The organism is Kitasatospora sp. NPDC048540 (assembly GCF_040651175.1).
Lineage (GTDB): Bacteria > Actinomycetota > Actinomycetes > Streptomycetales > Streptomycetaceae > Kitasatospora.
Genome location: NZ_JBEZIR010000233.1, coordinates 1 through 5,202 on the forward strand (window position 1 = coordinate 1; position 5,202 = coordinate 5,202).

Annotated in this window: 6 protein-coding genes; 2 read left to right on the forward strand and 4 right to left on the reverse strand. The window is 72.8% G+C overall.

Going from position 1 to position 5,202, the window contains the following annotated elements:
* The first annotated feature begins 1,153 nt into the window (after positions 1–1,153).
* Positions 1,154–2,413 (forward strand): PP2C family protein-serine/threonine phosphatase, encoded by a 1,260-nt coding sequence (locus AB0D08_RS40140; protein ID WP_359895302.1) that lies wholly within the window; start codon positions 1,154–1,156, stop codon positions 2,411–2,413.
* 53 nt (positions 2,414–2,466) lie between these two features.
* Here the strand turns inward: AB0D08_RS40140 and AB0D08_RS40145 are convergent, their stop codons facing one another.
* Positions 2,467–3,432 carry an LLM class F420-dependent oxidoreductase gene (locus AB0D08_RS40145; protein WP_033825009.1) on the reverse strand — a complete coding sequence of 322 codons (966 nt, stop codon included), beginning with the start codon at positions 3,430–3,432 and terminating at the stop codon, positions 2,467–2,469.
* Positions 3,433–3,561: 129 nt separating this feature from the next.
* On the opposite strand from AB0D08_RS40145, the gene AB0D08_RS40150 reads away from it, so the two are divergent.
* Positions 3,562–4,260, forward strand: a complete 699-nt coding sequence (locus AB0D08_RS40150; RefSeq protein ID WP_359895305.1) for an HAD family hydrolase — start codon at positions 3,562–3,564, stop codon at positions 4,258–4,260.
* 331 nt (positions 4,261–4,591) lie between these two features.
* Here AB0D08_RS40150 and AB0D08_RS40155 read toward each other — a convergent pair whose 3' ends face one another.
* From AB0D08_RS40155 to AB0D08_RS40165, 3 genes are all read right to left on the reverse strand, one after another.
* A complete protein-coding gene (locus AB0D08_RS40155; protein ID WP_158515639.1) occupies positions 4,592–4,750 on the reverse strand; it encodes a hypothetical protein in 159 nt (52 codons plus the stop codon).
* 108 nt (positions 4,751–4,858) lie between these two features.
* Positions 4,859–5,014 carry a DUF6131 family protein gene (locus AB0D08_RS40160; RefSeq protein ID WP_149038653.1) on the reverse strand — a complete coding sequence of 52 codons (156 nt, stop codon included), beginning with the start codon at positions 5,012–5,014 and terminating at the stop codon, positions 4,859–4,861.
* Positions 5,011–5,202, reverse strand: a 192-nt coding sequence (locus AB0D08_RS40165; protein ID WP_359895307.1) for a hypothetical protein, incomplete at its 5' end; no start/stop codon positions are given. The genes AB0D08_RS40160 and AB0D08_RS40165, both read right to left, overlap by 4 nt.

Sequence of the window (5,202 nt, forward strand, 5' to 3'; positions counted from 1 at the left end):
GCGCGTCGGCCGGGCCCGCCGGAGCGCTCGAGGCGCCGTCCGGGGACAGCCGCAGGCCCGGATGACCGGCGAGGGCGGCCCGCCCCCGGCCGAAGGTCCGGGCGGCAGTATGCGGCACAGCTGACCCGAACGGTCACCCGGGCGCCGGACACGGCGCCCGGGCTCCGCCGGCCCACACCGCCCGCGGTTGCGGAGCGCGCCCAAATGCTGGAGGCCGGGTCCCGCACCACGGTGCGCACTACACCGTCGACAACGCCCGCCTGTACACCGTGCCCGCCGGTCCGCCGCCGATCTACGTCTCCGGATTCGGGCCCCCGGCTCCGCTCCCAGCAGACCGACCGGCCCCGCAACTGCAGCGACCTCGTCAATCCGTGAAGGCGCCGCGGGCGCCCGGGAGGACCGCGGCGCCTTCACCGAGCCCTCCCACACCCGCAGCCCGCAGTTCTGGGCCACCACGCACCGGCCGCTGCTCGCCGTCGCGGGGACCGCTTGGCGTAGCCGCTCGCCCGGGGCCTGCGGCTACGCCAAGCGGTCCCGCTGACCGCTGTCAGGGACCGGGCGACAGGCCGGCCCGCGGCGTCCCCTGGGCAGGCGGAACGGGAGAAGCGGCGTGACCCTCACACCACGGGAAGCGGTCGGGAGGGACGGGCGGCTCCCATTCTCGCCCGCCCCGCCGGATAGGCGGCCGCTTATCCGGGGCCCCGACCGACGGGGCCGAGCTCACCTGCGATGACGGTGACGGGCCGGGGGACCGGGTCTCTCCGTGGTGGGGGCGACCAAGCGGTCCTCCAAACGGCCGAGCAGAACCAGGATCCCGAGCAGGGCCGGGGGCAGCAGCAGGGCGAGTATTTCCACGGTGACTCTCCTGAGGCGGCGGGACCTCCTCGGCATCCTCCGTGTCGGCCGACGAGTCCCCGGGATCGAGTGCCGGCCGCGAGGGCCGACGCCCTCCGCCTGTCCGCGACCGACGGGCCCAAACGACGATGCCGGGCCCGGGATCGGAATCCACCGTGAAGCTCTGCGGGCGTGCGGACGGGTCCGGGCGGACGATGGACGGAGAGAGAGTCCCGGAAGCAGGACCGGGACGGGGCGTCGGCGGAGCGGTGCGAGAGCGTGCAGAATCGGGCCCGCTCCCGACGAGAGCGGGTGCGCGGTGCACGGTGGTGAGGACGCTCTTCTCGGCCCGGTACTGGCGGATCTGCTGGAGGCGTCCCATCGGGCCGGGCCCCAGGACGTGCCTGGCCTGCTGTGGCGGGCCGGCCGCCGGCTGGGCCTGACCCACATCTGGCTCTACCTCGCGGACGTGCAGCAGGAGGAGCTGGTCGCCCTCCCCGCTCCGATGAACGCCAGGGAACCGCTGCCGGGCGCGCCGCGGGGCCAGGAGGTGCTGGACATCGATCGGTCGCTCGCCGGCCGCGCCTACCGTACCGAAGTCCTCCAATCGGGCGCCGAGGACCTTGGCACCGACAACGGCTTCGAGGAGTCGGTACCGCGCGGCGCGGTCGGGTGGCTCCCGCTGGTGGACGGCATCGGTCGGCTCGGGGTGCTGCGGGTCGCCGCGCCGGCGCTCGACGCCCGGACGCTGGGGCGCTGCCAGGCCCTCGCGTCGGCGGCCGCGCTGACGGTCGCTTCCAAGGCCTCGTTCAGCGACGTCCTCGTACAGACCATGCGACGCCGGACGATGACGATGCAGGCCGAGCTGCTGTGGGCATTCGTCCCGCCGCGTACCGTCGGCACCAGGTCGGTGACCTCCAGCGCCGTTCTGGAACCCGCCTACGACGTGGGCGGCGATGCCTTCGACCACAGCCTCGCAGGCCGGCGGCTGCACCTGACCCTCGTCGATGCGATGGGCCACGACCTCGCCTCGGGCGGCTGCAGCGCCGTCGCTCTGGCAGCCTGCCGCTCCACCCGCCGCGCGGACGGCACCCTCCCGGACATCGCCGAGGCCATCGATGCCGCCCTCGCCCAGTGGATTCCCGGGCGGCTGCTCACCTGCGTAGTCGCCGACCTCGACACCGCCACCGGTCGGCTGACCTGGATCAACTGCGGCCACCCCGCCCCGCTGCTGGTGCGCGACCGCCATGTCGTCGACGGCGCCCTGGAACGTGTCCCGCACCTGCCGCTCGGCCTGCCCGCAGGGCTACCCCTGACCCGGCCGGACGTGCACACGACCCAGCTGGAACCCGGCGACCGGATCCTGATTCACTCGGACGGTGTGATCGAGGCCCGTGGCCGCGACGGCCAGATGTTCGGTGAACAGCGGCTCGCCGACATCGTCGTACGGGGCATGGCGGACGGACTGCCCGCGCCCGAGGCCCTGCGCCGGTTGATGCAGGGGATCCTCGCCCATCAGGGCTCCCGGCTGCGCGACGACGCGACCATCATGCTCGTGGAGTGGCATCCCGAGCGGTGAGCCGTACCGGGTTGGCGGGCCGGACAGGACGCGGACGGGTGGACGGCCGGGGCTCAGAGCTCCCGAAGCGCCGGCAGGAGGGTCGTCTCGGCCCAGTCCAGGAAGGGCCGTTGGGCGTCACCACCGACCTGGATCAATGCGACCTCGGTGAACCCGGCGTCCGCGTAGGCGCGCACTGCTTCGACGAATGCGTCGACGTCGTCACCGCAGGGGATGGAAGCGGCGACATCCTCCGGGCGCACGAACCGGCTCGCAGCCGCGAACGCGGCCGGCCCGGGCAGCTCGGCGTTGACCTTCCAGCCGCCGCCGAACCACCGGAACTGGGCGTGCGCACGGGCGATGGCCGTGTCCCGGTCGCGGTCGTAGCAGACCGGCAGCTGGCCGACCCGGGGTTTTCCGGTCCCGCCATGCCGGTCGAAGGCGTCCAGCAACGTTCGGTCGGGTTCGACGGCGATCACCAGGTCGGCGTGTTCCCCTGCGAGTCTGCAGGACTGCTCGCCGGAGACGGCGATGCCGATCGGCGGCGCCTGTTCGGGCAGGTCCCACAGCCGCCCCGACTCCACTCGGAAGTGCCGGCCACGGTAGTTGACGTAGCCACCGTGGAAGAGGGCCCGGATGATCTCGACCGCCTCGGTCAGTACCTCCTGGCGGACGTCGGCCGCCGGCCAGCCCGCGCCCACGATGTGCTCGTTGAGGTTCTCGCCCGAGCCCAGCCCGAGCCGGAACCGGCCCTGGGACAGTAGTTGGACGGTCGCTGCCTTCTGGGCCACCACCGCCGGGTGGTAGCGCACGGTCGGGCAGGTCACACAGGTCATCAGCGGGATCCGGTCGGTGGCCTGCGCCGCCGCGCCGAGGACGCTCCACACGTACGGCGCGTGCCCCTGCTCGTCCAGCCAGGGGAAGGAGTGGTCCGAGGCGACGGAGAAGTCGAAACCGGCCTCTTCCGCCCGCACCACGTCGGACACCAGCTGCCGGGGCCCGGCCTGTTCGGTCATCATCGTGTACCCGATACGAACCATGCGGGCCGCCTGCCCGATCGGCCGGAGCGGAAACGGGAACCCGGGTGGGGGCTCGCGCGGCGCGGTCGCGACCGGTTGGCGGCGGCCGTAGCGTCATGACCGGACTTCACTCCCGAGGAAGGCGGGCCGATGGCACCGGCGGCGTTGTTCGACGTGGACGGCACCTTGCTGGACACGAACTACCTGCACACGCTGGCTTGGGCGGAGGCGCTGGCCCAGTACGGCCACAGCCCGGCGATGGCCCGGATCCACGCCGCGATCGGCATGGGCGGGGACCAGCTCCTCGACCGTGTGCTCGGTGACCACCGTGACCGCTCCCAGGATGAGGAGATCAGTGCCGCCCAGCAGGCCCTGTACGGGCGCTTCTGGCCCCGCCTGCGGGCCTTCGACGGCGCGGGCGACCTGCTGCGAGCGGTGGCGGCCAGGGGATGGCGAGTGGTGCTGGCGAGTTCCGCCTCCGACCGGGACCTGGCGGTGATGCGGCGGGCGCTGGGCGCCGACGACGTGATCACGGCCGTGACCGGCGCGGACGACGTGGAGGCGAGCAAGCCGGCCCCCGACCTCGTCCGCGCCGCTCTGGACAAGGCCGGCGCCGACCCCGGCGAGGCGGTCTTCGTCGGTGACACGCTCTGGGACATCCAGGCCGCCGCCCACGCCGGTGTGCCGTGCATCGCTGTCCTCTCGGGCGGCTGGAGCGAGCGCGACCTGCGTGCCGCAGGGGCCGTCGAGGTGCACGAGGACGCCGCCGACCTGCTGGCACACCTTGCGGAGAGCGCGCTGGGGCATGCGCACACCCCGGTCGGGCGGGGGACGGCAACAAGCCCTTGAGGGTGACCGCCGAGGTCCGGGAGACCGTCGGAGGGTCCTGGCCCCGGGCCCGCGGGGCGACAACGAAAGCGGCACGACGTACGGAACACGCCGCTGGCCGGCCGGACGCGGTGAACCGGGTCAGGAGGCGGTCGTCGTGTGCGAGCGTGGCCGGCACCTCCTCCCCGCTACCGTCCTTGGCACCGCGGATCTCGTGATGCTGCGACAGATCGGCGCGGCTCACCGGTGACGGTGAGCCGCCGACCCGCCCATCTGGTCTGGCCTCGGGGAGGGCCTCCGCCGGGCCCAGCCCGGTTGTCGCGGTGGCTCGGCTGCCGAGCGGGCAGTGGTGTCACTGGGATCGGGTGGTCCCCTCGGGTGCTTCGGTTTCCTCGTGGTCCTCAGCCTTGGCGCGGACGTCTGCGGGAGTGGGGGTTATGACGTTGCGTTCCTCGGCGGACCGGTCGTGTGTCTCCTGGTCGGGCTGTGCGGTGTCTTCGTGGGTGGTCATGTCAGGTCCTTCTCTCCGGGTTGGTTGGTGGGCGGATGGGCCGGGCCCTGGGGCCCGGCCCGCGGTGTCCGGTTGGGGGGTGGTGGTGCGGGGCGGTGGGGGCCGGGTTTAGAAGTAGTGGCGCCGTCCGCCGACCTCGTGGCCGACCGCGCCCATGGTCCACAGCGCGACGCCGATGAGGGCCAGGACGATGCCGATCGTCCACAGGAAGGAAATGCTGGTGACGAATCCGATGATGAGCAGGATGACTCCGAGGACGATCATGATGACCTCTGTTTCAGGCCCCCCGGTGGTGTGTTCTCCGCTGCTGCGGAGGTGACATTGCGTCCTTTCCGAGTGCGGGACTTTGAGGGAATCGGGGTGAGTGTGGTGGTCAGGCCGGTGAGGAGGATGTCGAGGCTGCTTTCGAGTTCGGCGGCGCCGTCGTAGGAGGCCAGGGTGGTGGCGAGGCC